The sequence below is a fragment of the Sphingomonas sp. BL-S-30 genome (assembly GCF_055521475.1).
Map to the genome: position 1 here is coordinate 2,046,844 of NZ_CM145481.1, position 22,071 is coordinate 2,068,914.

Consider the following 22,071-nt stretch of genomic DNA (forward strand, 5'->3'; position numbering starts at 1 on the left):
AACTTCCGCCTAATTGGACTTTCCGTGACGACGGAATATTTCGGATCCGCGGCGATCGATCGCGACACGCCCGGTGCCGGCACGTGGTTTCCTCGGTTGACTCGGTTCCTGCTCGTCGCGCTGCTGCTGGCGGTTGCGATCGCGCTGCGCGGCCGCGATTTCGGCAATCCGGCCATTCATGTCGACGAGCAATATTATCTCCTGGTCGGCGACCGGATGCTGGGTGGGGCGATTCCCTATGTCGATCTGTGGGATCGCAAGCCGGTCGGCCTGTTCCTGATCTTCGCGGCGATCAGGCTGTTACCCGGCGACGGCATCCTGGCCTATCAGATCGTCGCCACCCTGTTCGCCACGGCCACCGCGTGGCTGGTGGTAGTGGGAGGCAGGCGGCTGGGCGCGACGCCAGGTGGTTCGTTCGCCGCGGCGATCGGCTATCTCATCTGGCTGTCGCTGCTCAGCGGGCGCGGCGGGCAATCGCCGGTGTTCTACAATCTGTTCGTCGCCGGCGCGGCCGTGCTGACGCTCGGACTGCCGGATCTCGCCGCCCGTTGCGCGCGGCGCGCCATCATCCTGAACGGCATGGCCGCCTGTCTGCTCGCCGGCCTTGCGATCCAGACCAAATATACGCCAGTCGTGGAGGGCGCCTATTTCGGGGCCGCCCACCTCTGGTATCTTCGCCGCGCCGGCGGAAGCTGGCCCGCGCTCGGCGCTGCCGGATTGTTCTGGGCATCTCTCGGCATCCTGCCGACCGCCCTGGTCATGGTCGATTTCGCCCTGCGCGGGCCCGCCGTGTTTCAGGCGTTCCTGTTTTCCAACTTTTATTCGGTGGCACTGCGCCAATCCTATCCCGCCGTGAAGATCGTCGCCCGGCTGGCCGGGACGACCGCACAACTCTCGCCGTTCATCGTCTGTGCCGTGCTCTCCTGGCGGACTCGGCCGCGCGATGCGGTCAAGCTGCTGGCGTTCGGATGGCTGGCGGCCGCACTGATCGCCTTCGCGATGATCGGCGCGTTCTTCGATCATTATGCCCTCCCGCTGATGGCGCCGCTGGCGATCATCGCCGCGCCCGTGCTGGGGCGACACCGCCTTGCGCTCGCGGGGACGCTCGGAGCGGGGCTCGTCCTGTTCGGTTGCCGTGTCGCGCTGCAACCGACCGACGAAGCATCGGTGCGCGCGGTAGCGCGGATCATGACGGCGCACGGCACCGGCGAATGCCCCTATGTGTTCGCGGGCGATTCGATCCTCTACCACCTGTCGCACGCCTGCATCCCGACGGCGTACGCCTTCCCGTCGACGCTCGCCTATCAGGCCGAACAGGGTTCGACCGGCATCGACGAGGCAGCGGAGGTCCGGCGGATCATGGCTCGCCGTCCGCCGGTGGTGGTCACCATGGATCAGCCGCTCGCGCCCTGGAATGCCGAAAGCGAACGCATCGTCACAACCGCGCTGGCGCGCGATTACCGCCTTACCCTCGCGGCGCCGCGCGGGACCGGTCATTTGCTCGTCTACCGCCGGCTGACACCGTGAATGCGCCATGGGGGGGTGCGGATCATGGCGCGGTGCGACGTCTATGCAGGCATTTCCTCAACGGTCGGACACGCCTTTCATGACGCCAACTCCCTTTGCCAGTGTCGTATTTGCCCTGGCCGTGGCTATTCCTTCGGCGCTGGGCGCCGAAATGGTCGGTGAGGATGCGCCCTTCTGCACTGCCGGCCATGGCCCCGCGATCCAGGTGAATGTGCTGGGCCTGAAGGACCGCGTCGGGGAGATCTGGCTGGAACTCTATCCGGCCACCCAGGCCGATTTCCTGCGCCCCGACGAATCGCTCGTCGCCGAAGGCAGGGTATTCCGTCGCACCCGATCCCGAACGCCCGCGTCGGGCGAGGTCGCGATCTGCGTGCGTGTCCCCCATCCCGGTCGCTATTCGTTGATGCTGCGGCACAACCGCGTCGGCAGGGACAAATTCTCGATCTGGAGCGATGGCGCGGGCGTCGCCGCCAACCGGTCGCTGGGGCGCGCGAGGCCGACGTTCGAGCAGGCAGCGGTCAACGCCGGTCCCGGCGTTACCATGGTCAATATCAAGGTCCAGTATCTGCGCGGCCTGGGATTCTCGGCGCTGGACTAGCCCGGCGCGCGATTCAGAACGCTGCGGCCAGGCGTTCCAGCATCGACCGGGCCGGGCTCTCTGCGGCATCATTGGCCGCCTGGGCCTGATCGAGCCGCTCGACGCGGCGATAGAGATCGTTGCTTGCCTCGATCAACCCCTGCGCAAAGGGCGGCATCGCTTCGACCGCGTCGCGTTCGCTGATCGGCGCGGTGCCGAGGCGCCGCGACGGATCGAGTGCATCGCGGGGCGCCATCTCGCCCGCATCGACCGCCCGTTGAGTCAGCAGCCAGGCGATGACGTGCATCAGCCGCGTGGTGACCTTGAGCGACTCGCAGGAAAAGGAAACGCGCGCCATCGGATCGAGCTGGTCGCGTTCCGCCTTGCCGCCCTCGTCGAAATAACCGCGCGCCTCGTCGGCCAGCACCATCGCGTCGATGTACAGCGTGTCGATCAGCCGACGATGAATGCGGGGTTCGCTCATGTTCCTCCGGTCACGCTCACACTAGCCGTCATAATGGCGACGTCAACGACTCCGGGCTGGTGACGTCAGCGCCCGAGTCGCGGCGACTCAGGCGATGATATCGGGAATCATCTGGTCCTCGAGCATGGCGATTTCATCGCGCAGGCGCAGCTTTCGTTTCTTGAGGCGCGCGACCTGCAACTGATCGGTCGAGCCCGTCATCAGCAGGGCCGCGATCGCTGAATCGAGATCGCGATGCTCGATACGCAGGATTTCCAGACGCTTGGCGATTTGCGTGTCGTCCATGGTTTCCCCGTTCACACCACTGCCCTTAGCAAATTGCACGGGACCCGCGAGCCGCAAAAACAAGCTGTCGCGCAAATACCTTCGGCATGTCGATTATGTCCAAAAATATGGAAGACAATCGGGGGCGAGCGTGTTCTACTCCCAACCCCGCCCAGCAATGTAGGAGGAACGCTTCCATGCAGACCGCGCATTTTTCGGCCCTTGAGGCCAAGCATGCCGTGCTCGATCGAAAGATCTGTGCCGAGTCGCAGCGCCCATTGCCGGACTTCGTGACCCTCGCGGCGCTCAAGAAGCAGAAACTGCGCCTGAAAGAGGAAATGTCCGAACTCTAGGTGCCTGGTGCCTCGCGCGGGGTTGCCCGCGTGAGGCGTCCGCGCCTTGCATCGATGCCAGAGCTGATCCGGTCGCCCGAATCGTCGCGACCGGCATCAATCTTCGCGAGAGACCTTTTCGTGCCGCTCGTGGCGCTCCTGTGCCTCGACCGTCATCGTCGCGATCGGGCGGGCTTCTAGGCGTGCGAGCGAGATCGGCTCGCCGGTCACTTCGCAATAGCCATATTCGCCTTCCTCGATTCGCCGCAACGCCGCGTCGATCTTGGAGATCAGCTTGCGCTGACGATCGCGGGTCCGCAGCTCGATCGACCAGTCGGTCTCGCTCGACGCGCGATCGGTGAGATCGGCCTCACGCAGCGAATCGACCTGCAGCTGAGACAGAGTGCCCGCTGCCTCGCGCAGGATCGCTTCCTTCCACGCCTGCAGCTTGTCGCGGAAATATGCCTGCTGGCGCGGATTCATGAAGGGCTCCTCGGCACTTGGCCGATAGCCATCTCCACCCTCGCCCGCGGGCGGCTGAAACTTTTCGGATTCGTCCAATCGATTCAAGACCGTCGCCATCCCACTCTCCCGCCGGCGATACGATGCCTTCTGAGCACCTTCACCGCCGTCCCATCCGGAGCGGGCCTATAACCATGCCGCTCGACCATCACAAGCAAGGCCTTGTCGAAATTGAAGCCTGGCTTGCGGAGAGCGCCATAGCGGTCAGCACATTGCATTTTCGTGAATTGTCCAACGTTTTCCGTCATGCGGGCATTGCCTCGGTCACGCGGCCTTGATCGCCGATTCGATTTCCGGGATCGGATGGTTGGTCAGGTCCTTGTCGAGTTCTCCGGCAATCCGCGAACTCACCTCGCTGTGATAATGTTTGCGCAGTTCACCGAGCGTCCGCGGCGGTGCGACGATGATCAGCGATTCGAACTCATGCGCCAGCGCGCGGCGTTTGAGCAGTTCGGCGGCATCCGACGCGAAACGATCTTCCCCCAGCTGATGGAAATCCGTCTCGTCCATCGTGCTCCGCCCGCTGCCGGCGCTCGAATAGGACAGGCCCGGTGCGTCGCTCTTCTGGTCGCCGTCCTTGGGATTGGACTGTGCCTCGGCATGCTCGACCACCAGGTTCGGATAGGCCTCGTCGCCCTCGTTGCGCAGGAACAGCATCTTGCGCCCATCGGCGACGAGCACGGCGGCGTTGTGGGGGATCTGCATCGAGCGTCCTTTCGGCTGTAAGGCAAAGGATAACGCCCGGACGGCGCCACGGGTTGCGCGCGCGCCGAGCCGCCGCCATAGCCTGCCGCCATGCACGATATCCGCCTGATCCGCGAAAACCCTGCCGCCTTCGACGCAGCCCTGGCGCGCCGCGGGCTTGCGCCGGTAGCCGATTCCCTGGCCGTCCTGGACGAGCGCCGCCGCGCGCTGATCACCGAGGCGCAGGCCGGCCAGGCGCGCCGCAACGAAGCGTCGAAAGCGATCGGCGCGGCCAAGGCCTCGAAGGACGAGGCCACCGCCGCCACGCTGATGGCCGAGGTTGCGGCGCTCAAGGAGCGGCTGCCTGCGATCGAGGCGGAGGAGAAGGCGCTTGGCGAGGAATTGCACGGCAAGCTCGCCATCCTGCCCAATCTGCCGCTCGCCGACGTGCCCGAGGGGGCCGACGAGGACGACAATGCCCTGGTCGCCGAGCATGGCACGCCCGGGACATTCGCCTTCGCGCCGAAGGAGCATGATGCGATCGGCCCGGCGCTCGGCCTGGATTTCGAAACCGGAGTCGAACTGGCCGGTGCGCGCTTCACCTTGGTGCGCGGCGCCGCGGCGCGACTTCACCGCGCGCTCGGCCAGTTCATGCTCGACCAGCTCTGCGGCGATCACGGATATGAGCAGGTCGTGCCGCCCCTGCTAGTCAAGGACGAGATCGTGTTCGGCACCGGGCAGCTGCCCAAGGCGGCCGAGGACATGTTCCGCACTACGGACGGCCGCTGGCTGATCCCGACCGCCGAGGTCTCGCTGACCAATATCGTGCGCGAGAAGATCCTGACCGAAGGCGAATTGCCGCTGCGCTTCGCCGCGCTCACCGCCTGTTTCCGCTCCGAAGCGGGCGCGGCGGGCCGCGACACGCGCGGCTTCATCCGCCAGCATCAGTTCGAGAAGGTCGAGATGGTCTCGATCGTCACGCCCGATGCGTCCGAAGCGGAGCATGAGCGGATGACCGCCTGCGCCGAGGGCATCCTGACTGGGCTCGGCCTTCCCTTTCGCCGGATGAAGCTGTGCACCGGCGATATGGGCTTCACCGCCGCGCGCACCTACGACCTCGAAGTGTGGCTGCCCGGCCAGGGGCGTTACCGCGAGATATCGAGCTGCTCGACCTGCACCGATTTCCAGGCGCGGCGCATGAATGCGCGCTATCGGCCGGAGGGTGAGAAGGCGACGCGCTTCGTCCATACGCTCAACGGGTCGGGCCTCGCGGTCGGCCGCACGCTGGTCGCCGTGCTGGAGAATTACCAGCAGGAGGACGGATCGGTCGCCATCCCCGAAGCGCTGCAACCCTATCTGCGCGGCCTCAACCGGCTGGAGCCCGCCTGATGCGCATCCTCCTCACCAATGACGATGGCTATCACGCCCCCGGTCTCAAGGTGCTGGAGGAGATCGCATCGGCCTTTTCCGACGACATCTGGATCGTCGCCCCGGCCGAAGAACAGTCCGGCGCCGGCCACTCGCTGACCCTGACCCGGCCGATCCGTGTACGGCGCTTCTCCGACCGGCGCTTTGCCGTGGCGGGCACCCCGACCGACGCCGTGATGATGGCGCTGGCGCGGATCATGAAGGACTCGCCGCCGGACCTGATCCTGTCCGGCGTCAATCGCGGCGCGAACCTTGCCGAGGACGTGACCTATTCGGGCACCGTCTCGGCGGCGATGGAGGGCGCGCTGGCCGGCGTGCGCTCGATCGCGCTCAGCCAGGTCTATTCGCGCGAGGGTATGGGCGACACCGTGCCGTTCGAGGCCGCCGCTGCCTGGGGCGAGCGCGTGCTGCGTCCGCTGGTCGACGCACCGTTGGCGCCGCGCACGCTGGTCAATGTGAATTTCCCCGCCGGGCCGGCCGATGCGGTCAAGGGCATCCGCGTCGCCAATCAGGGCCTGCGCGATTATGGACGGCTGCAGATCGTCACCAACCGCGATCCGCGGGGGTATGAATATCACTGGTTCGCCCTGGGGCCGACGGTCGAGACTCCGGCGCATTCCACCGATCTGGAAGCGATCGCCGACGGCTATGTCGCGGTAACCCCGCTGCATCTCGACCTGACGCATGCGGAATCCCTGGCGATGCTCAACACCGCCTATCGCTGAGGTGCGCATGGCAGGGCCTTACGAAAGCGTCGCGCGCCACATCATGCCCGTGCTTCTGCTCGCCCTGCTTACCGGCTGTATCCCGCCGGGTCAGCCGCCTGAGTCCTCCCCTCCGCCACCGCCGCCCGTCCGATATGAGCGCGAAACCATCGATCGACCGGTTCCGCGCGCGCGCCCCAGGGTCGAACGCCCGGTCGAGCCTGAGCGCGCGAGCATCGATCGCACGGTGCGCACTCCCATCACGGCGCCCCCCGCCTGGCAGGCGCGTCCGGTCTCCGCCACGGCACAGACGGTCGCGGCAAGCAATTATGTCGTCCAGCCCGGCGACACGCTACGCGGCGTCGCTGATCGGACCGGTGCCGGATCGGAAGCGATCGCCCGCGCCAACGGCCTCACCCCGCCGTTCGTGATCCGGGCAGGCCAGCGGCTCGCCATCCCGGCCGGCCGCTATCATCTGGTCCGCGCGGGCGAGACCGGCATCGCGATTGCGCGGGCCTATGGCGTCGACTGGTCGCAGATCATCGCGGCGAACGATCTGAGCGAGCCCTATACGCTGCGAGTCGGCATGCGCGTGCTGATCCCCGGCGGCCCGCGGACCCTGGCGGAGCGGGCCGCGGCCTTCACCCTCGACGTCGACGACATCGTCACCGGCGGCGAACCGGCGCTCGCCTCCAACCAGCGTCCGGCCAGGCCGAGCAGTTCGCCCGCGCGCGTCCTCCCCTCCTCGGCCGCGCTGGCTGAACCGGTGCGGCTGCGCGGTGCCTTCGCCTGGCCGATGCGGGGCGATATCGTCGCGCGCTTCGGCCCGGGCGCGAGCGGTGAGCGGTACAATGGCATCGAGATCGCCGCGCCGATCGGTACGCCAGTCCTGGCCGCGGCGGACGGCGTCGTGGCCTATGCCGGCAACGAAGTGGCCAATCTCGGCGGGCTCGTGATCCTGAAGCATGGCGATGGCTGGACGACCGTCTATGGCCATGCCAGCCGGCTGCTCGTCCAGCGCGGCCAGTCCATAAAGAAAGGGCAGACCATCGCCTCATCGGGCGATACGGGCTCGGTCGACCGGCCAGAGCTGCACTTCGAGATGCGCAAGGGCCGGACCCCGGTCGATCCGCTGGGGCAATTGCCGTCCTGCTAGCGACACGCGCGGAGCGATGCTAAGCGCCGCCGCATCATGACTGACTTCACCTCCGATCTGCTCCGCCTGCTGTCGACGCGCGGCTATATTCACCAGCTCACCGACGCCGCCGGCCTCGATGCGCTCGCGAACAGGCAGGTCGTGCCCGGCTATATCGGGTTCGATCCGACGGCGCCGTCGCTGCATGTCGGCAGCCTCGTCCAGATCATGCTGTTGCGACGTCTCCAGCAGACCGGCCACAAGCCGATCGTGCTGATGGGCGGCGGCACCGGCAAGATCGGCGATCCGAGCTTCAAGGATGAGGCCCGCAAGCTGCTGAGCGAGGATGGCATCGCCGGCAACGTCGCGTCCATTCGCCGGATTTTCGAGCGATTCCTGACCTTTGGCGACGGACCCTCCGACGCGATCATGCTTGACAATGCCGAGTGGCTGGACGCGCTGGAATATATTCCGTTCCTGCGCGACATCGGCCAGCATTTCTCGGTCAATCGCATGCTGAGCTTCGATTCCGTGAAGCTGCGGCTGGATCGCGAGCAGTCGCTGAGCTTTCTCGAGTTCAACTACATGATCCTCCAGGCCTATGATTTCCTGGAACTGTCGCGCCGCGCTGGCTGCCGGCTGCAGATGGGCGGATCGGATCAATGGGGCAATATCGTCAACGGCATCGAGCTGTCGCGCCGCGTCGATTCGACTGAAGTGTACGGCATCACCACCCCGCTCATCACCACTGCCGATGGCGGCAAGATGGGCAAGACCATGTCCGGCGCGGTCTGGCTGCACGAGGACCAGCTGCCGCATTATGATTACTGGCAGTTCTGGCGGAACACCGACGATCGGGATGTCGGCCGTTTCCTCAGGCTGTTCACGGATCTTCCGCTCGACGAGATCGCCCGGTTGGAATCGCTCGAGGGCGCGGAGATCAACGAGGCGAAGAAGATCCTCGCCGATGCGGCGACCGCGATGTGCCGCGGCCCCGCCGCCGCCGCCGAAGCAGCCGAAACCGCGCGCCGTACCTTCGAAGAGGGCGCGGCCGGGGATTCTCTCCCGACCTATACGGTTATCGGCGGCGAGATCGGCATCGTCGACGCCTTGGTCGCGCTCGGTCTCTGCGCCTCGAAGGGCGAGGCCCGGCGGCTGATCAAGGGCGGCGGCGCGCGTGTCGGGCCCGACAAGGTCGTCGACGAGACGCTGACGATCAAGGTCGGTGCCGAACCGGTGCGGATCGCCGCGGGCAAGAAGCATCACGGCCTTCTGGTCCTCGACCAGGGTTAATCGTGGGGTCCTGGATCAAGCCCTTGATCCGGAAATGCTTCGTGCCGGCGCAAGCCAGCGTTAAACAATTTCGTTGCGACCCGATTCACTCTTTTATTCTAGCCTCGCGGCTTCGAGGGAGGGGGCGATGGCGGCATCCGGCAATGCGAGAGCAGTGGACGATTTCGAGGCGCCGCGCGACGAGGTGCATTTCCGGGCTCGTGCGTTCGGTCCCGATGCCCGCCCGCTGAACCTGCTGGTCGTCAGCATCTCGGCGCTCGGCCTGATGGCGCGGTGCGACATGCCCTACAAGGTCGGCGACCGGCTGACGATCACGCTGCCAGTGGTAGGCGTGGTCTCGGCGGAGATACGCTGGTTCCTTGGCGGACGGATCGGCTGCGAGCTCGATACGGCGATCGAACTGGCCGACTATTATGATATGCTCGCGGTCGTGCTGCGCGGCCGGTGATATCTCAACCCGAGCGCAGCAGCGCCACGCCGGCGTCGCGCTCGAACAGATACAGCGCCGTCCGCGCCGCCTGCCCACGTGGCCCCTCCAGCCCGCCGTCGCGATCGATCAGCAGCCGTGCATCGGCGGCCGCGGCCGGCAGCAGCGCCTCGAGCGTTTCCGCCGTCGCGAGTTTGAACCCAGCCTCGCCCGACTGCTTCGTGCCGAGCAATTCGCCCGCGCCGCGCAGGCGCAGATCCTCCTCGGCGATACGGAACCCGTCATTGGTCTCGCGCATCAGCGCGAGCCGCGCCCTTGAGGTTTCGCCGAGCTGGTTGCCACGGATCAGCAGGCAGATCGACCGCCCGCTCCCCCGGCCGACCCGCCCGCGCAACTGGTGAAGCTGGGCGAGGCCGAACCGGTCGGCATGCTCGATCACGATCAGGGTCGCATTGGGCACGTCGACGCCGACTTCGATCACCGTCGTCGCGACCAGCACGCCGGTCCGCGCGCCGGCGAAATCCGCCATCACTGCGTCCTTTTCCGGCCCCTTCATCCGCCCATGCACCAGCCCGACCCGATCGCCGAACCTTGCGCGCAGCGTCTCCGCCCGATCCTCGGCGGCGGCGAGATCGCTCTTCTCGCTTTCTTCGACCAGCGGGCAGACCCAATAGGCCTGACCGCCATCGGACAGATGCCGCGCCAGCGCATCGACCACCTCGGGCAGGCGCTCCTCCGAAATCACCCGCGTCTCGATCGGCTGGCGGCCCGGCGGCATCTCGTCGAGCTGGCTGACGTCCATCTCGCCATAATTGGCGAGCGTCAGGGTGCGCGGAATTGGCGTTGCCGTCATCGCCAGCAGGTGCGGCGGCCGCTCGGCCTTGGCCTGCAGCATCATACGCTGCGCCACGCCGAAGCGGTGCTGTTCATCCACCACGACCAGGGCGAGATCCTTGTAGGTCACCGCTTCCTGGAAGATCGCATGCGTGCCGATCAGGATGTGGATCGCGCCCGAGGCGAGCCCCATCAGCGTCGCCTCGCGCACTCGGCCCTTGTCGCGCCCGGTCAGCACCGCGATCTCGACCGGCAGGCCGCCAAGCTGGCGCCGCAACGTCTCGTAATGCTGCCGCGCCAGGATTTCGGTCGGCGCCAGCAATGCGCCCTGCGCGCCGGCCTCGACCGCCATCAGCAGCGCCATCGCGGCGACGAGCGTCTTGCCCGATCCGACGTCGCCCTGGAGCAGCCGCAACATCGGCTGGGACTGTTGCAGGTCGCCCTCGATCTCGCGCACCGTCCGCGCCTGCGCGCCGGTCAGGGTATAAGGCAGCTCCAGCGCGTCGCGCAGCCGCCCGTCGCCGGCAAGTGCCCTGCCCCGCCGCGCCTTGGACGATTGCCGCACCAGCATCAGCGCGAGCTGATTGGCGAACAGCTCGTCATAGGACAGCCGCTCCTTCGCCTTCGCATCGGACGGGTCGGCATGTACGCGTGCCAGTGCCTCGCGCCACGACGGCCAGCCATGTTTCGCCAGCAGGCCCGGCTCGATCCATTCGGGCAGGTCGGGTGCGCGTTCCACCGCCTGCGCGGTCAGCTGCCCCATGCGCCGCGAGGTGATTCCTTCCGACAGCGGATAGATCGCCTCGCGCTCGCCCACCTCCGGCGCTTCGTCGAGCGGCAGCACATAGTCCGGATGGACCATCTGCAATTCCTGCCCGTACATCTCGAGCCGGCCGGAGACGCGCCGCGGCTCGCCGGTCGGCAGCAGCTTCTTCGACCAGCCCGGATGCCCGCCGAAATAGATCAGGCTGACATAGTTCCCCTTGGCGTCCACCGCGCGCACCCGCGCTGGCCCGCGGCCATTGCCCGACCGATGCTCGACCGCGGTCAGGGTGATCGCGATCGTCCGCCCGGCATCCGCCATGTCGAGCTCGTCGCGCGGCACCCGGTCGATCCAGCCGGTCGGCAGATGGAACGCCATGTCGATCACGCGGTGCAGGCCAAGCTTGTCCAGCGGCTTGGCCAGCGCGGGGCCGACGCCTTTCAACGCCGTGATCTCGGCGAACAATGGATTGAGGATATCGGGCCGCATGACTATCTGACCCTTACCTAGTCCCAGCCGACGGTTGCTCCAAGCGCCGCCGGCCAATCGCCGTTGGAAATATATGGATCGAGAGACCCGCCTGAAACGCCTGCACTTCCGTGCCTGGCACCGTGGCACCCGGGAAGCCGATTTGCTGATCGGCGGCTTCTGCGACGCCGCTGCTTCAGGCTGGAGCGACGCCGAGATCGATCTGTTCGAGGAACTGCTCGAGGAACAGGATGTCGACATCATGGCCTGGGCGATCGGCACCGATATCTGCCCGGCGCGTTACGAAGGCCCGATCATGGAAGCGATGCGCGTGCTCAGCTACGTACCGATCCAGAAATGACCTGAATTCTCCGTCACCCCGGACTTGTTCCGGGGTCCATCGATCCGCAAACGCAACCGCCGTGGTGCACGAGGAGGCATGGATGCCGGAACAAGTCCGGCATGACGAAAATTGTCGAAGCCCCAAAGCCCCTCCCTTCCAGGGAGGGGGGAGATAGAATGCCCGACCTGAAGACGATCCTCTCGGCCAAGACGCCCCTCACCCTCGCCGGCGTGCCGACGGGGTTCGAGCCGTGGCTGCTCGCCGACCTTGCCCGTGCCGCGAAGAGCCGCGCGGTGTTCATCGCGCCGGACGAAGCGGCGATGCGCGCCATCGCCGCCACGGCGGCCATGTTCGCGCCCGAGCTTGAAGTCCTGGCCTTTCCCGCCTGGGACTGCCTTCCCTATGACCGCGCCTCGCCGACGCTGCACGTCATGGCCGAGCGCATGGCGACGCTCCACCGCCTGCAGCAACCCACCAGGGGCCCGCAGCTCCTCGTCACCACCGCCAACGCCGCCGCCCAGCGCACCCTCACCCCGTTCCGTATCCGCCAGCTCGTCGCCACGCTGGCGCCCAAGGAACGGATCGGCCGCGACCGCCTGGCCGAACAGCTCCAGGCGAACGGCTATGTCCGGGTCGAGACCGTCGCCGATTCCGGCGAGTTCGCCGTGCGCGGCGGCCTGGTTGACCTTTTCCCCTCGGGCGCCGAACAGGCGCTCCGCCTCGATTTCTTCGGCGACGAGATCGAGAGCGTCCGCACCTTCGATCCCGCCGACCAGCGCACCACCGGCCGGATCGACGGCTTCACCCTGCTCCCGGCCTCAGAGACGCTGATCGACGAGGAGAGCATCAAGCGCTTCCGCAGCCGTTACCGCGAGCGTTTCGGCGCCACTGCGACAGGCGATCCGCTCTATCAGGCGATCAGCGACGGCCGCCGCCTTGCCGGCATGGAGCATTGGCTGCCGCTGTTCGAGGAGAAGCTGGCGACCCTGTTCGACCATCTCGGCGGCGATGCCGTGGTGGTGCGCGACGCCGGCGTGCTCGGCGCGGCGGAGCAGCGTTTCGAGGCGATCACCGATTATCACGCGAACCGCGTCAAGGCGCAGTCGAGCGATCCCGGCAGCTACCGGCCGCTCCCGCCCGATGCGCTGTATCTGACCGCGAAGGACTTTGCCGAGCGGCTGGAAGAAACACCTGCCCATCTCACCACGCAATTCCACGAGCCGGAAAGTGCGACCGTCCTCGACTTCAACGTCGATGGCCCGCGCGATTTCGGCGCGGAACGGTCGAGCGGCGCGAATGTCTATGAGGCGGTCGCGGAACATGTCGCCAAGCTGCGCCGGCAGGGTCGCAAGCCGATCCTCGCCAGCTATTCGGGCGGCGCGCGCGAGCGCCTGTCGACCCTGCTCACCGACCACGGCCTTAAGGGCGCGGGGAAGGCCGACACCTGGCAGGAAGCGCTCGGCGTCGCGGACAAGGGTGTCGCCCTCATCGTCCTCCCGCTCGATCACGGCTTCACCACGCCCGACGTCGCGCTGCTCACCGAGCAGGACATGCTCGGCGACCGGCTCGTCCGCCGCCAGAAGCGCAAGAAATCCGCCGATGCGTTTCTCGCCGAGCTGGCGATGCTCACCCCGGGCGACCTGGTGGTCCATGTCGATCATGGCATCGGGCGCTATGAAGGCCTGACCTCGATCCCGGTCGGCCAGAGCCCGCATGATTGCGTCGCGCTGACCTATGCCGGCGGCGACAAATTGTTCGTGCCGGTCGAAAATCTCGAAGTCCTGTCGCGCTACGGATCGGACAGCGAGGGCGCGAGCCTCGACAGGCTGGGCGGCGAGGCGTGGCAGCGCCGCAAGAGCCGCATGAAGGAGCGGATCCGCGAGATCGCCGGCGAGCTGATCGCAACCGCCGCCGAACGCGCGCTACGCCCCGCCGATGTGATCGAGCCCGACCAGGGAGGCTATGCCAGCTTCGTCGATCGTTTCCCCTATGAGGAAACCGACGATCAGGACCGCGCGATCAACGACGTGCTCGGCGATCTCGCCGCGGGCACGCCGATGGACCGGCTCGTCGTCGGCGATGTCGGTTTTGGCAAGACCGAAGTCGCGCTCCGCGCCGCCTTCGCCGCGGCGATGTCCGGGCTTCAGGTCGCCATTGTCTGCCCGACCACCTTGCTCGCCCGCCAGCATTTCCAGAATTTCACGGCGCGCTTCGAGGGTTTCCCGCTGAAGGTCGGCCGCCTGTCGCGCCTCGTCGGCGCGAACGAAGCCAAGGCGACCCGCGAAGGCCTGGCCGATGGCACGGTCGACGTGATCGTCGGAACGCATGCGATCCTCGCCAAATCGGTCGAATTCAAGCGGCTCGGCCTCGTCATCGTGGACGAGGAGCAGCGTTTCGGCGTCACCCACAAGGAGCGGCTGAAGGCGCTGAAGACCGACGTCCATGTGCTCACGCTCACCGCGACGCCGATTCCGCGCACGTTGCAGATGGCGATGTCGGGTCTGCGCGAATTGTCGGTGATCCAGACCCCGCCGGTCGATCGCCTCGCGGTGCGCACCTATATCATGCCCTGGGATCCGGTCGTGCTGCGCGAGGCGCTGCTGCGCGAGCATTATCGCGGCGGACAGAGCTTTTTCGTCACGCCGCGCGTCGCCGACGTCCCCGATATCGAACAGTTCATGCGCGAGCAGGTGCCGGAGGTGCGGGCCGTCACCGCGCACGGCCAGATGTCCCCGACCGAGGTCGAGGAACGCATGTCGGCCTTTTACGACAAGAAGTTCGAGGTGCTGATCTCCACCACCATCGTCGAGAGCGGGCTGGATATCCCGAGCGCCAACACGATGATCATCCACCGCGCCGATCGCTTCGGCCTCGCCCAGCTTTATCAGCTGCGCGGCCGGGTCGGCCGGGCGAAGACGCGTGCTTATGCCTATCTCACCACCCCGCCCGACCGCATCGTCACCGAGACCGCGGAGAAGCGGCTGAAGGTGCTGAGCGATCTCGACAGCCTCGGGGCCGGTTTCCAGCTCGCCAGCCACGATCTCGACATTCGCGGCGCAGGCAATTTGCTTGGCGACGAGCAGTCGGGGCATATCAAGGAAGTCGGCTACGAACTCTACCAGTCGATGCTGGAAGAGGCGATCATGGACGCCAAAGCCGGCGGCATGGCGCAGCGCCCGCGCGACTTCTCGCCGCAGATCACGGTCGACGCGCCGATCCTCATCCCGGAGGAATATGTCCCCGACCTCGACCTGCGCATGGGCCTGTATCGCCGCCTCAACGATCTCGACGAATCCCAGGCGGTCGAGGCGTTCGCGGCGGAACTGATCGACCGGTTCGGCCCCCTGCCCGATCCGACCGAGAATCTGATTCGCCTCATGGAGATCAAGCTCAACGCCAAAAAGGCCTGTGTGGCGAAAATTGATGTCGGTCCGCGCGGGGCCCTGGTCAGCTTCCATGACGACAAGCCGCCCAATATCGACGGGCTGCTCGCCTGGATCGCGCGCCTCGACGGGGTCGCGAAGCTCCGGCCTGACTCCAAGCTGGTGATCAACCGTAGCTGGGGTGACCCCAAGGCACGGCTCAACGGCGCGCTGCAACTGTCGAAGGGACTGGCCAAGGCAGCCGGGTAACGCGTCGCGCCCGCGCCTGATTGGATGGCGCTAGGCAGCCACGCCGAGCGGCGGCACGATCAGCAGGTCCCCGCACGACCGGATCAGCGCGGTCCGTGCCGCCACGGTCGGCGCGAGCACCAGCGAGCTCTGCCCGAACACGAAACCGTAGAACAGCACGCCCCGCGTTCGCGCGGCCTCGGGCGACAGGCCCAGTTGCTCGAACAGTTCTGCGACATGCGCCAGCCTGGCCTCGTCGACGCGCAGCACCGCCGCCGCTGCCGCTTCGTCGCTCCGCGCCCATTCCCGCACGGCAAGTTCGATCGCCAGACCCTGAGTGTTCAGCCGCGCCGCGAACAGGTCGAGCAGGGATCGTAGCCGGTCCGCCGGGCCGTCGTCGACCAGCCGGGTCTGCTGCTCGATCGCCGCGATGCGGCCGGCCGTCCATTTCTCCAGCATCGCGTCGAGCAGCGCGCGCCGGTCCTTGAACCGGCGATAGAAACCACCTTTCGTCACCCCTAGGCGCTGCGCGATCACCTCGACCCTTACCTGATCGAGCCCATGCGCCATCTCTTCCAGCGCTGCGTCGACCCACGCCTGAGACCCGTCGTCCATTCACCATTCCTTTTCTGATACGGCACCGTATTGACTTATGCCGCGCGACTCGATACGGCACCGTATCACGCAGCGCGACAAAGTAAACGATCGCGCCGATGCCGCGGGTCGCATGACGGCATCTTTCCGAAATTGAAGCATGGAGAAGATCGTGGAGCTATTGCTCAGTCATGTTCGGGGGGAATCCTCGCCCCCGCTGGTCGAGGAAACGATCGGCGCCTGTTTCGACAGGATCGCCACCGCTCACGCCGCGCGCGAAGCCCTGGTAGTGCCGCATCAACAGGTCCGCTGGTCCTATGCCGAGCTGAAGCGGCGCGTCGATCGCCTTGCCGCCACGCTCGCGCGGCTTGGCCTTGAGCCCGGCGACCGGCTCGGCATTCTTGCGCCCAATTGCGCGGAATGGGTGGTGGTCCAGCTCGCGACCGCGAAGGTCGGAATCATCCTGGTCACGATCAACCCGGCCTATCGCACCCACGAACTCGAATATGCGCTGACCAAAGTCGAATGCCGCGCGCTGGTCCTGGTCCCGCGCTATCGCGGCACTGACTATGGCGCGCTGTTGCGCGAGATCGCGCCTGAACTCGCGACCGCTCATCCGGGCGAGCTCCGTTCGGCGCGCTTGCCGGCGCTGCGCCACGTGATCGCCCTGGGAGATGACCTGATCCCCGGCATGCTGGCTTATGAGGATCTGATCGATTTCCCACCGAATGAGGGCGTCGCCTGCCCAGATGCGATCCTGCCGTCCCTGTCGCCCGACGACCCGATCAACATTCAGTTCACCTCGGGCACCACCGGCAACCCGAAGGGCGCGACGCTCACGCATCGCAACATCCTGAACAACGGCATGTTGATCGGCCATGCGATGCGCCTGTCCGCCGAGGATCGGCTGTGCATTCCCGTGCCGCTCCATCACTGTTTCGGCATGGTGATCGGCAATCTTGCCGGCCTGACGCACGGCGCCACCCTGGTCTTTCCCGGTCAGGCCTTCGACGCCGAAGCGACGCTCGCCACGGTGCATCGGGAACGGTGCACCGTGCTGCACGGCGTCCCGACGATGTTCGTCGCGATGATCGAGGCGCCCGGCTTCGCCCGGCATGACCTGTCGAGCCTGCGCACCGGCGTCATGGCCGGCGCACCCTGCCCGATCGAGCTGATGCGCAAGGTCATCGATCGCATGCACATGGCCCAGATCACCATCGCCTATGGCATGACCGAAACCGCGCCGATCAGTTTCCAGAGCGCGGTCGATGACCCGCTGGAACGCCGCGTGTCCACGGTCGGCCGCGTGCATCCTCATGTCGAGGTCAGGATCGTCGATGCCGCGGGCGCGACCGTTCCGCGCGGCGTGAAGGGCGAACTGCTCACGCGCGGCTATTCCGTGATGCGCGGTTATTGGGGCGATCCGGCGCGCACCGCCGAGGCGATCGATGCGGACGGCTGGATGCACAGCGGCGATCTCGCGACGATCGATGCGGAGGGGTATTGCAACATCGTAGGACGCGCCAAGGACATGGTGATCCGGGGCGGTGAAAACATCTATCCCCGTGAGATCGAGGAATATCTCCACCGCCACCCCGCGATCCAGGACGTGCATGTCGTCGGCGTTCCGGACGAGCGTTACGGAGAGGAGCTCTGCGCCTTCGTCATGCTGCGCGCGGGCCATGAGGCGTCGGAGGCGCAGCTCCGGGATTTCTGCCGGGGGAAGATCGCCCATTTCAAGATTCCGAAACATGTCCGCTTCGTCGACGCGTTTCCGATGACGGTCTCGGGCAAGGTGCGGAAGACCGAACTACGTGCCCGCATCGCGGAGGAACTCGGCGCGCACGCGCTGGCAACGGCTTGAATCGGATGTCTTTTATGGAAAGAATGTTGACCTATCGCGGTGCCGTCTACCCGTGGCATTGCGACCATGTCGGGCACATGAACAACATGTGGTACGCAGGCAAGTTCGACGAGGCGAGCTGGAACCTGCTCGGCCAGCTCGGCATCACGCCCTCCTATCTGCGCGAGAGCCATTGCGGCATGGCGGCGCTGGAACAGGCCACGACGTTCAAGCGTGAACTGCTTGCCGGCGACATCGTCGAGATCCGCAGCGAGGTGATCGAGCTTCGCGAAAAGATCATCCGGTTCGCCCACACCATGTACAATGCGGAGACCGGAGAAGTCTGCGCGACCTGCGCCATCACCGGCATCCATATGGATCGACGGATACGGCGTTCCTGCCCGTTTCCCGAGACGTTGCGCGCCCGCTTCGATGCGATCGCCCCCGTCGCCGTGGCGGCATGACGCGTCACCTCGGGGCGATCGATTCAACATTCCGGGTGACTGGCGCAACAGGGAGTGGACGAGTCGTTGCCGGCTCGTCCCGCTCTTTCTCAGTGATGGCGTGATTCCCTGTTACCGGGCGAGAATTCCCTGTTCCGTGATAACAGGGAATTTCCAGTTAAAGACAATTATTTCAAATATTTGCTGATACGAAATTGGCCCGAAATGCGCGCGAAAAATTCAATTCCCTGTTAAATTCCCTGTTAATCGGCCGGAACAGCGAATTCCCGCCAACCGATCGCTCGCCGAATGCCGCCGCGCGTCAGAAACGGATCGTCACCGAGGATGCGCTACGCGCCGCCTCGCCGTGAAATACCGCTTCGATATTGTTGCCGTCCGGATCGAGGAAGAAAGGCAGCGTAATAGCCGGGATGATAAGGACGCTCACCCGGGGCACCATTGTCTTGTCCGACCCGTTCCGTCGGCAAACCAGCCCAGCGCCGTCCCTTTAGCTGCTGTGATCGGCGACGATCTTCCAGCCGGCGCCGCGCTTCTTCTCGAACAGCAGCGAGGTCGGGCCGGTTTGGTCCGCCGCGCCATCGATCTTCAACCGGTAGCGTGCGACGAGCAAGGCGTGGGATGGATCGATCAGGCGAAAATCGATCTCGTCGAAGGTCAACGCCCCGCGCTTCGCCGCGCGGTCGCCCGAGAAGCGCGGGGCATAGCGCGCGGCGATCGCGGCCTTGCCCCGGATCACACCGTCACCGACCACGAAGGTCGCGTCGTCCGCATAGACGGCCATGAAGCGGCCGAGATCGCCGGCCGTCCATCCCGCCGCGCTGTCGGCCATCGCCGCCATGATCGCCGCATGCGCGTCCTCCCGCGGTGCGGCTGTAGCGGGCGCCACCAGCGCGGCAACGGCAAAGGCGGCGATCATCCTCATGCCGGATTCTCCATCAGCGCCACCAGCGCCTCGGTCGAGATTGCTTCGGAGTGCAGGAAGCCCTGATAGATCTGGCACCCTTCCCTGGCGAGCAGATCGAGCTGCTCCTGCGTCTCCACCCCTTCGACGATGACGACCAGGCCCAGCGCCCGCGCCATGTCGATCACGCCGCGCACCACCACCCGGTCGCGCGGCGCGCCGGTGATGTCCTGCGCCAGCTGCTTGTCGATCTTGAGATAATCGAGCGGCAGCGACTTGAGATAGACGAGGCTTGAATAACCGGTCCCGAAATCGTCGATGGCGACGCGTACGCCCGCGCCGCGCAGGACAGCCAGCGCCGTCGCGGCCGCGCCCAGATCCTCGATCAGGCCGCTCTCGACGATCTCCACCGTCAGGCGCACTGTCGGAAAGCCGCTGGCGTGGACGCGATCGAGGAACAGATCGGCAAAGCCCGGCCGCGCGATATCGGCCGCCGTCAAATTGAGTGACAGGCGCAGGCTATCCAGCGGCGCGGGCCATGCTGCGGCCCGCTCCAGCGTGATCCGCTGGATATGGTCGGACAGGCCGACTTCGAGATCGGCGCGCGCCGCCGCCGCGAACAATATCTTCGCGCCGATCGTCCCCAATGTCTTGTGGTCCCAGCGCGCCAGCGCTTCCACGCCGACGATCGCCCCGGTCGCGACCGATACCTGGGGCTGGAACAGGATGTCGATCTCGCCCCGGCTCATCGCATGGCGCAGCTCGACCGCGAGCGCGTCGATCGATTCCTCGGCGCCGCCTGCCTCCGCGATCCGCACCGTGGCGCTGTCCGACGCGCGCGCGTTGGCCAGCGCCTCGCTCGCCCGGCGGATCAGGCTCACGGCGGTGTCGTCCGGCTCGCGCCCGGCAATGCCGATCCGGCAGCCAAGCACCGCGATGGTGTCGCCGGTCAGGAATGGTCGCGCCAGTTCGCTCGCGATCCTTTGCGCGGCAAGGTCGATACGGGCGCCGTCATCTTCGATCGCGACGAGAAATTCCGGTCCGTCGAGCCGGGCGATCAAGGCACCCGCAGCGACATCCTCGACCCGCCTGAACGCAGCGCGGAGCAGCGCGTCGCCCGCGGCCCGGCCATAAGCGGCATTGACCATCTCGAAACGGTTGATCGCGACCAGCATCGCGGTCAGCGGCCGCGCATCGGCATGCGCCAGCCGCCGTGCGATCCAGTCTCGCGCGCCCGCGGTGTCGCGGATGCCGGTCAGCGCGTCGGCGTCTCCCAGCGGTTCGGCCGGCGCAGTCGCGCGCCGGTTCCCGGCCAGGCGTTCGGCGTGGCGCGCGGCGTAGCGCAGCGCCTGGAGGAAGTCGTCATCGCTGAACGGGACGGTCAGGAAATGCGTCGCCCCCGCATCGTAGAAATCGCCGATCGCCGTGAGGTCGTCCTGCGGGACGAGCGCGAGCAGCGCTCCGCCACTGGCGGCGATCGCGCTGCCCAGCGTCGACGCGGCCGCGCGCGCTTCGCGCGGTGCATCACGGGCGTCGATCACCGCGACCGCCGCCCCGCTTGTCGCGAGCCGTTGCCCGGCACCGGCCGCCTCGCGCGCCGACACGACCCGCCAGCCGGCGCCCGCCGCAAGCCCGCCGAGTTCGTCATCCTGCCGGAACGACAGCATGAAGAGGGGCGCGGTGCCATGGCTGGTCTCGGGGTCGATCGGGGCCTCCCGTTGCGTTCGTCCCGCGCCTGTCGCGGGACCGATCCTTCATCCAGGCTTTGGCGGTGAAGAACAAGGCTTGCACGCTCCCGGACCGGAGCGGAGACCGTGCCAAAAATCCCGAACGGGGTTGTTAGCGCCTCCGCAAAGGCTTAGCTCCTGCACATGGCCAGCGCCCCCGCCCTGATCGACCGCCATGGCCGCACGATCAGCTATTTGCGGATCTCGGTGACGGATCGCTGCGACCTGCGCTGCCGCTATTGCATGGCCGAGCAGATGACCTTCCTGCCGCGCGCGGCGCTGCTCAGCCTGGAGGAGATCGCGCTGATCGCCGAGCGCTTCATCGCGCGCGGCATCACGAAGATCCGGCTGACCGGCGGCGAGCCGCTCGTTCGTCGCGATGTCGGCGATCTGGTGCGGCGCCTCGGACGTCATGTCGGCGCCGGGCTCGACGAGCTGACCATGACGACCAACGGCAACCACCTCGCCGATCATGCCGCCGACATGGCCGCCGCCGGCATCCGTCGCATCAATGTCAGCCTCGACAGCCGCGATTCCGAGACATTCCGCTATATCACCCGCCATGGCGACGTGGCGCGCGTGATCGGCGGCATCGTCGCCGCGCGCGACGCCGGCCTGTCGGTCAAGATCAACATGGTCGCGCTCAAGGGCCTGAACGAGGCCGAGATCGCCCCGATGCTCGAGTGGTGCGTGGCGCACGGGTTCGACCTGTCGCTGATCGAGACGATGCCGCTCGGCGCGATCGACGAGGACCGCACTGACCGCTTCCTGCCGCTGACCGCGGTGTTCGACGATCTCGCCGCGCGCTTCCCGCTCGTCCGCGACACCTATCGCAGCGGCGGCCCGGCACGATATTGGCAGGTCTCGGGCACCGACACGCGCCTCGGCTTGATCTCGCCGCTCACCGCCAATTTCTGCGACACCTGCAACCGGGTGCGCCTGACCACCGAAGGCGTGCTCTACACCTGTCTCGGTCATGATGATCAGGTCGATCTGAAGCAGGCGCTGCGCGATGGTGGCCTGGCCGGGCTCGACGCCGCGCTCGACCGGGCCATGGCGACCAAGCCCGCCCGCCATGATTTCGACATCGCCGCGGCGGCACCGGCGGTGTCGCGCCATATGAGCGTCACCGGCGGATGAGCCTGC

General features: G+C 66.6%; 23 protein-coding genes. 14 read left to right on the forward strand and 9 right to left on the reverse strand.

Annotated elements, in window-relative coordinates; all coding sequences use genetic code 11:
- Positions 1-24: 24 nt before the first annotated feature.
- Together ACZ1I5_RS09385 and ACZ1I5_RS09390 are read left to right on the forward strand one after the other, a co-directional pair.
- Positions 25-1,527: a hypothetical protein gene (locus ACZ1I5_RS09385; RefSeq protein WP_465173422.1), complete on the forward strand. Its 1,503-nt coding sequence runs from the start codon at positions 25-27 to the stop codon at positions 1,525-1,527.
- A gap of 79 nt (positions 1,528-1,606) precedes the next feature.
- Positions 1,607-2,125, forward strand: a complete 519-nt coding sequence (locus ACZ1I5_RS09390) for a DUF2141 domain-containing protein (protein WP_465173423.1) — start codon at positions 1,607-1,609, stop codon at positions 2,123-2,125.
- 13 nt (positions 2,126-2,138) lie between these two features.
- Here ACZ1I5_RS09390 and ACZ1I5_RS09395 read toward each other — a convergent pair whose 3' ends face one another.
- Positions 2,139-2,588 (reverse strand): DUF1465 family protein, encoded by a 450-nt coding sequence (locus tag ACZ1I5_RS09395; protein ID WP_465173424.1) that lies wholly within the window; start codon positions 2,586-2,588, stop codon positions 2,139-2,141.
- An 87-nt stretch (positions 2,589-2,675) separates the two neighbouring features.
- Positions 2,676-2,873, reverse strand: coding sequence for a YdcH family protein (locus ACZ1I5_RS09400; protein WP_465173935.1), 198 nt, complete (start codon positions 2,871-2,873; stop codon positions 2,676-2,678).
- 176 nt (positions 2,874-3,049) lie between these two features.
- On the opposite strand from ACZ1I5_RS09400, the gene ACZ1I5_RS09405 reads away from it, so the two are divergent.
- Complete coding sequence (locus ACZ1I5_RS09405) at positions 3,050-3,205, forward strand: YdcH family protein (RefSeq protein ID WP_465173425.1); 156 nt, start codon at positions 3,050-3,052, stop codon at positions 3,203-3,205.
- Positions 3,206-3,301: 96 nt separating this feature from the next.
- Here ACZ1I5_RS09405 and dksA read toward each other — a convergent pair whose 3' ends face one another.
- Entirely contained in the window at positions 3,302-3,766 is a 465-nt protein-coding gene (dksA, locus tag ACZ1I5_RS09410) for an RNA polymerase-binding protein DksA (RefSeq protein WP_465173426.1), read from the reverse strand.
- 74 nt (positions 3,767-3,840) lie between these two features.
- On the opposite strand from dksA, the gene ACZ1I5_RS09415 reads away from it, so the two are divergent.
- Positions 3,841-3,984 (forward strand): hypothetical protein, encoded by a 144-nt coding sequence (locus tag ACZ1I5_RS09415; protein WP_465173427.1) that lies wholly within the window; start codon positions 3,841-3,843, stop codon positions 3,982-3,984.
- On the opposite strand, the gene ACZ1I5_RS09420 is transcribed toward ACZ1I5_RS09415, so the two are convergent.
- Entirely contained in the window at positions 3,971-4,411 is a 441-nt protein-coding gene (locus ACZ1I5_RS09420; protein WP_465173428.1) for a host attachment family protein, read from the reverse strand. The genes ACZ1I5_RS09415 and ACZ1I5_RS09420 overlap by 14 nt on opposite strands.
- 90 nt (positions 4,412-4,501) lie before the next feature.
- Here ACZ1I5_RS09420 and serS point away from each other — a divergent pair, with 90 nt between their 5' ends.
- The 5 genes from serS (at position 4,502) to ACZ1I5_RS09445 (ending at position 9,398) form a co-directional block, all read left to right on the forward strand.
- Positions 4,502-5,779 (forward strand): serine--tRNA ligase, encoded by a 1,278-nt coding sequence (gene serS / locus ACZ1I5_RS09425; RefSeq protein WP_465173429.1) that lies wholly within the window; start codon positions 4,502-4,504, stop codon positions 5,777-5,779.
- Positions 5,779-6,543: a 5'/3'-nucleotidase SurE gene (gene surE, locus ACZ1I5_RS09430; protein WP_465173430.1), complete on the forward strand. Its 765-nt coding sequence runs from the start codon at positions 5,779-5,781 to the stop codon at positions 6,541-6,543. Before serS ends, surE begins: the two co-directional genes overlap by 1 nt.
- Before the next feature lie 7 nt (positions 6,544-6,550).
- Entirely contained in the window at positions 6,551-7,678 is a 1,128-nt protein-coding gene (locus ACZ1I5_RS09435) for a peptidoglycan DD-metalloendopeptidase family protein (protein ID WP_465173431.1), read from the forward strand.
- Positions 7,679-7,714: 36 nt separating this feature from the next.
- Entirely contained in the window at positions 7,715-8,950 is a 1,236-nt protein-coding gene (tyrS, locus tag ACZ1I5_RS09440) for a tyrosine--tRNA ligase (protein WP_465173432.1), read from the forward strand.
- Positions 8,951-9,077: 127 nt separating this feature from the next.
- On the forward strand, positions 9,078-9,398 hold the full coding sequence (locus ACZ1I5_RS09445) for a PilZ domain-containing protein (RefSeq protein ID WP_465173433.1): 321 nt from the start codon (positions 9,078-9,080) through the stop codon (positions 9,396-9,398).
- 4 nt (positions 9,399-9,402) lie between these two features.
- On the opposite strand, the gene recG is transcribed toward ACZ1I5_RS09445, so the two are convergent.
- Positions 9,403-11,463 (reverse strand): ATP-dependent DNA helicase RecG, encoded by a 2,061-nt coding sequence (gene recG / locus ACZ1I5_RS09450; RefSeq protein ID WP_465173434.1) that lies wholly within the window; start codon positions 11,461-11,463, stop codon positions 9,403-9,405.
- A 73-nt stretch (positions 11,464-11,536) separates the two neighbouring features.
- On the opposite strand from recG, the gene ACZ1I5_RS09455 reads away from it, so the two are divergent.
- Both ACZ1I5_RS09455 and mfd read left to right on the forward strand, forming a co-directional pair.
- Entirely contained in the window at positions 11,537-11,803 is a 267-nt protein-coding gene (locus tag ACZ1I5_RS09455; RefSeq protein WP_465173435.1) for an FAD assembly factor SdhE, read from the forward strand.
- 158 nt (positions 11,804-11,961) lie between these two features.
- Positions 11,962-15,417 (forward strand): transcription-repair coupling factor, encoded by a 3,456-nt coding sequence (mfd, locus tag ACZ1I5_RS09460; protein WP_465173436.1) that lies wholly within the window; start codon positions 11,962-11,964, stop codon positions 15,415-15,417.
- A 30-nt stretch (positions 15,418-15,447) separates the two neighbouring features.
- Here mfd and ACZ1I5_RS09465 read toward each other — a convergent pair whose 3' ends face one another.
- Positions 15,448-16,011 (reverse strand): TetR/AcrR family transcriptional regulator, encoded by a 564-nt coding sequence (locus ACZ1I5_RS09465; protein WP_465173437.1) that lies wholly within the window; start codon positions 16,009-16,011, stop codon positions 15,448-15,450.
- A gap of 139 nt (positions 16,012-16,150) precedes the next feature.
- Here ACZ1I5_RS09465 and ACZ1I5_RS09470 point away from each other — a divergent pair, with 139 nt between their 5' ends.
- Both ACZ1I5_RS09470 and ACZ1I5_RS09475 read left to right on the forward strand, forming a co-directional pair.
- Entirely contained in the window at positions 16,151-17,854 is a 1,704-nt protein-coding gene (locus ACZ1I5_RS09470; protein ID WP_465173438.1) for an AMP-binding protein, read from the forward strand.
- A gap of 14 nt (positions 17,855-17,868) precedes the next feature.
- Positions 17,869-18,297 carry an acyl-CoA thioesterase gene (locus ACZ1I5_RS09475; RefSeq protein ID WP_465173439.1) on the forward strand — a complete coding sequence of 143 codons (429 nt, stop codon included), beginning with the start codon at positions 17,869-17,871 and terminating at the stop codon, positions 18,295-18,297.
- A gap of 301 nt (positions 18,298-18,598) precedes the next feature.
- On the opposite strand, the gene ACZ1I5_RS09480 is transcribed toward ACZ1I5_RS09475, so the two are convergent.
- The 3 genes from ACZ1I5_RS09480 to ACZ1I5_RS09490 are packed head-to-tail and all read right to left on the reverse strand — an operon-like array spanning position 18,599 to position 20,865.
- Positions 18,599-18,724, reverse strand: coding sequence for a hypothetical protein (locus ACZ1I5_RS09480; protein ID WP_465173440.1), 126 nt, complete (start codon positions 18,722-18,724; stop codon positions 18,599-18,601).
- Between the two features lie 60 nt (positions 18,725-18,784).
- Positions 18,785-19,219, reverse strand: coding sequence for a YybH family protein (locus ACZ1I5_RS09485; protein WP_465173441.1), 435 nt, complete (start codon positions 19,217-19,219; stop codon positions 18,785-18,787).
- A complete protein-coding gene (locus ACZ1I5_RS09490) occupies positions 19,216-20,865 on the reverse strand; it encodes a putative bifunctional diguanylate cyclase/phosphodiesterase (protein ID WP_465173442.1) in 1,650 nt (549 codons plus the stop codon). The genes ACZ1I5_RS09485 and ACZ1I5_RS09490 overlap by 4 nt, the downstream gene beginning before the upstream one ends.
- Before the next feature lie 204 nt (positions 20,866-21,069).
- Here ACZ1I5_RS09490 and moaA point away from each other — a divergent pair, with 204 nt between their 5' ends.
- Complete coding sequence (gene moaA / locus ACZ1I5_RS09495; protein ID WP_465173443.1) at positions 21,070-22,065, forward strand: GTP 3',8-cyclase MoaA; 996 nt, start codon at positions 21,070-21,072, stop codon at positions 22,063-22,065.
- Positions 22,066-22,071 lie beyond the last annotated feature (6 nt).

What these genes read in the sequence shown, in the direction of transcription:
- ACZ1I5_RS09400 (WP_465173935.1), bottom strand. Translation starts at nt 2,873, where the DNA reads ATGGACGACACGCAAATCGCCAAGCGTCTGGAAATCCTGCGTATCGAG.
- tyrS (WP_465173432.1), top strand. Translation starts at nt 7,715, where the DNA reads ATGACTGACTTCACCTCCGATCTGCTCCGCCTGCTGTCGACGCGCGGC.
- ACZ1I5_RS09395 (WP_465173424.1), bottom strand. Translation starts at nt 2,588, where the DNA reads ATGAGCGAACCCCGCATTCATCGTCGGCTGATCGACACGCTGTACATC.
- ACZ1I5_RS09490 (WP_465173442.1), bottom strand. Translation starts at nt 20,865, where the DNA reads ATGCTGTCGTTCCGGCAGGATGACGAACTCGGCGGGCTTGCGGCGGGC.
- ACZ1I5_RS09485 (WP_465173441.1), bottom strand. Translation starts at nt 19,219, where the DNA reads ATGAGGATGATCGCCGCCTTTGCCGTTGCCGCGCTGGTGGCGCCCGCT.
- ACZ1I5_RS09475 (WP_465173439.1), top strand. Translation starts at nt 17,869, where the DNA reads ATGGAAAGAATGTTGACCTATCGCGGTGCCGTCTACCCGTGGCATTGC.
- serS (WP_465173429.1), top strand. Translation starts at nt 4,502, where the DNA reads ATGCACGATATCCGCCTGATCCGCGAAAACCCTGCCGCCTTCGACGCA.
- ACZ1I5_RS09435 (WP_465173431.1), top strand. Translation starts at nt 6,551, where the DNA reads ATGGCAGGGCCTTACGAAAGCGTCGCGCGCCACATCATGCCCGTGCTT.
- ACZ1I5_RS09405 (WP_465173425.1), top strand. Translation starts at nt 3,050, where the DNA reads ATGCAGACCGCGCATTTTTCGGCCCTTGAGGCCAAGCATGCCGTGCTC.
- ACZ1I5_RS09465 (WP_465173437.1), bottom strand. Translation starts at nt 16,011, where the DNA reads ATGGACGACGGGTCTCAGGCGTGGGTCGACGCAGCGCTGGAAGAGATG.
- moaA (WP_465173443.1), top strand. Translation starts at nt 21,070, where the DNA reads ATGGCCAGCGCCCCCGCCCTGATCGACCGCCATGGCCGCACGATCAGC.
- ACZ1I5_RS09415 (WP_465173427.1), top strand. Translation starts at nt 3,841, where the DNA reads ATGCCGCTCGACCATCACAAGCAAGGCCTTGTCGAAATTGAAGCCTGG.
- ACZ1I5_RS09470 (WP_465173438.1), top strand. Translation starts at nt 16,151, where the DNA reads ATGGAGAAGATCGTGGAGCTATTGCTCAGTCATGTTCGGGGGGAATCC.
- dksA (WP_465173426.1), bottom strand. Translation starts at nt 3,766, where the DNA reads ATGGCGACGGTCTTGAATCGATTGGACGAATCCGAAAAGTTTCAGCCG.
- ACZ1I5_RS09445 (WP_465173433.1), top strand. Translation starts at nt 9,078, where the DNA reads ATGGCGGCATCCGGCAATGCGAGAGCAGTGGACGATTTCGAGGCGCCG.
- surE (WP_465173430.1), top strand. Translation starts at nt 5,779, where the DNA reads ATGCGCATCCTCCTCACCAATGACGATGGCTATCACGCCCCCGGTCTC.
- recG (WP_465173434.1), bottom strand. Translation starts at nt 11,463, where the DNA reads ATGCGGCCCGATATCCTCAATCCATTGTTCGCCGAGATCACGGCGTTG.
- mfd (WP_465173436.1), top strand. Translation starts at nt 11,962, where the DNA reads ATGCCCGACCTGAAGACGATCCTCTCGGCCAAGACGCCCCTCACCCTC.
- ACZ1I5_RS09420 (WP_465173428.1), bottom strand. Translation starts at nt 4,411, where the DNA reads ATGCAGATCCCCCACAACGCCGCCGTGCTCGTCGCCGATGGGCGCAAG.
- ACZ1I5_RS09455 (WP_465173435.1), top strand. Translation starts at nt 11,537, where the DNA reads ATGGATCGAGAGACCCGCCTGAAACGCCTGCACTTCCGTGCCTGGCAC.
- ACZ1I5_RS09390 (WP_465173423.1), top strand. Translation starts at nt 1,607, where the DNA reads ATGACGCCAACTCCCTTTGCCAGTGTCGTATTTGCCCTGGCCGTGGCT.